We start from the raw sequence: 2494 nt of genomic DNA, 5'->3' as shown, positions 1-2494 counted from the left end.
ATTACAGAATTCTAAAGCTACTGATTTACCACTTCGCGCCCTCCCTCCTATCATCAGGAATGGAGAGACCGCACTTCTTTCGCTTTCTCTTCCTTTTTGAAGAACATATTCATTCCTTATTTTGAATAAATAAGGGGCTGTTAGTGAATATAAGATTGCTTCGTATACCCTTTTTTGGTTAAGTAAATCTGTATTGACCGTAAAAGTTTCATATCCCTCAATGAATTTATGTATTCCTCTTATATTAGATATGAGAGCACCTTTATCTATTTCGTTACTACTTACAGGTTTACCTATTTTACGTTCATCGACGGTTTCTTGTTGAACAATTCTTTTGTTGAATTCATCATAATACAAGGGTATTCTTGGATCATTATCATGAGAGTTTCTATTTGTTGTATGCTGTAATGATAAAATTTTATTTTTTATCTTATCAATTTCAACATCTGTTTTAAAAATTCGTGCGTTAGCTTTTGGTTTTTTTCGTGTAACTTCATTGAGAATCAAACTTATTTCTTTCTCTTTTTCATTCTGCTCTTTTTCCTGATCCATTGCAGTAATTAAATCTTTTCTCTCGTCTTCTGTGATGACTTTTTCAATGACTTTCAATTCTTCTATGCCTTCTTTTTGCAATTCAAATAGAAATTCATTTTTATCCCCAGTGAAATAGATAACCTTTTCTTTCTCAACATTTTGCTCTTTCCATTGCTGCTTTAATTTTTCGTAGATATAATCTACAGACGACTCTTTTAGAAAGTTAAAGCGTTGTAAATATAGCTGATACATTTCTGGTTCATCAAAGACGAGCAGTTCTTCGAATTGATTACCTGTAAAAGCCTTATTAGTTAAATTTGCCGAACCTATAACCACTCTGTATTCATCTTGCCCTTCTAATAAGTAGATTTTACTGTGTATAGGCTTGTTTTTTAGTGGATAAAAAATATTATATTTATTGTCAACGATCTTGTTCTTTGTTTCATTATCAAAACTTTCCCAAGTCTCTGTAATTCTTTCCGGATTAAGACTTTTCTCAAGGCCTAACTGAAATGATTTTAAAAAGACAGTATCTTCAATACCTAATATTAAATCGATCGTTTCAAAATTAGAAAAAGTATCAAAAACAAAACGAGGTGATGAAACAAAAGTGGCTGCTCTTAAGTGTTGATATTTATGCTCATCAAAAATTTCTTCTACGGGTAGTTTCACAAAATCGCCTTTATATAAAATATTTAAGTAATTTCCCAACTTAAATACCCCTTTCAATTAATAAGATACGGAATTAAAAGCAAGAAATAAGTAAAATAAAGTTACGTTATTTTGCAATTAGTGAACCTGTTATAAGCAAAACAAAAGTTAATTACGTGAGAGAGCGTTTCTTAAGCAATACCTAATAATAAAAGCGTCACTTTTTCATGTTCCCTTTGTTATTCTTTAGTTGTTGAAACTTCTTCTTCAGCTGTGTTTTGTTCTAACTTTTCATGATTAAGAGTTAGTCTTTTCTCTTTATGCTTAGTTACGTATGATTGGAGAGACTTTGCAATCTTTTCTGCTTCTTCTTCACTTTGAATCTCAAAGTATTTCTCAAAGATCGCGCCGACTTGAATTAGTCGTCTTGTTCTTTCTTTTCTCTCTTTTTCTTTTTTACGCGATTCAACTTGTTGTTTCTTTGCTTTCATCTTCTCAATTTTCTCTTCTAACTCCTGAAGAATTTCCTCATCTGTTCGCTTCTTCGGCATCCATTATCATCTCCTTTTTCTGTTCCCTAATGTTTGTATCGATTATATCAAAAATTGAGATAAATTGGTATCCTTAGCATAGATTCTCTCACCAGGATATGGTATAATTCCCTTAGATCGAAGAGATAAGGGCGCACTTATACATCGTACCGATGTGTGCGGTTCCTTCGGAACGAAAAGACAAAACCAAAGACCCATTCGCCTAGATGGCGAATTTCATAAACCTTGTTTGCCTATCGGCAAAGATGAAACCACCATCTGACACCTTTGGTGTTCATGATGCTGATTTCATCTAAAGCGTTGATTAGTGCACCTCGTGCTCTCATCAACTTATTACAAAATACAAATCCATTCTCAAGAAAGGAGGAAAGAATCATGGCAATTTACCATCTATCGATGCAAATTATCAGCCGTTCAAAAGGCCAATCGGCTATTGCTGCAGCTGCTTATCGCAGTGGCGAAAAACTACATGATGAACGCACAGATGAACAAAAGTTTTATGCTCGTAATGTACAACCGGAAACCATGATTCTAACTCCTTCCAATGCGCCAGAATGGATGAAAGATCGGAACCGTTTATGGAATGAAGTTGAAAAAGTAGAGAAGCGCAAAGACTCGCAATTAGCACGCGAATTAAACATTGCGTTACCAATTGAACTGAATCATGACCAACAAAAAGAACTCATTCGATCTTTTGCTCAAAACGAGTTTGTTCAAAAAGGAATGGTTGCTGATATTGCCATTCATCGTGACGATGC

Annotated in this window: 3 protein-coding genes; 1 reads left to right on the top strand and 2 read right to left on the bottom strand. The window is 34.0% G+C overall.

The genetic code is table 11. The features are described 5' to 3' along the window. On the bottom strand, positions 1 to 1245 hold a 1245-nt coding region (locus tag PH235_RS14530), incomplete at its 3' end, for a phospholipase D family protein (protein ID WP_272162962.1). 179 nt (positions 1246 to 1424) lie between these two features. Then, positions 1425 to 1736: a hypothetical protein gene (locus PH235_RS14525; protein WP_251385845.1), complete on the bottom strand. Its 312-nt coding sequence runs from the start codon at positions 1734 to 1736 to the stop codon at positions 1425 to 1427. A 375-nt stretch (positions 1737 to 2111) separates the two neighbouring features. Between PH235_RS14525 and PH235_RS14520 the strand changes: the two genes are divergently transcribed. Beyond that, positions 2112 to 2494 (top strand): MobA/MobL family protein (locus PH235_RS14520; protein ID WP_272162961.1); only part of this gene is annotated, 383 nt, incomplete at its 3' end.

Origin of the sequence: Trichococcus sp. K1Tr (assembly GCF_028309625.1) — a bacterium.
In the GTDB taxonomy this organism is placed as follows: Bacteria; Bacillota; Bacilli; order Lactobacillales; family Aerococcaceae; genus Trichococcus.
The sequence above is the reverse complement of the archived record's forward strand: the minus strand, read 5'-3'. Positions and strand labels throughout refer to the sequence as shown.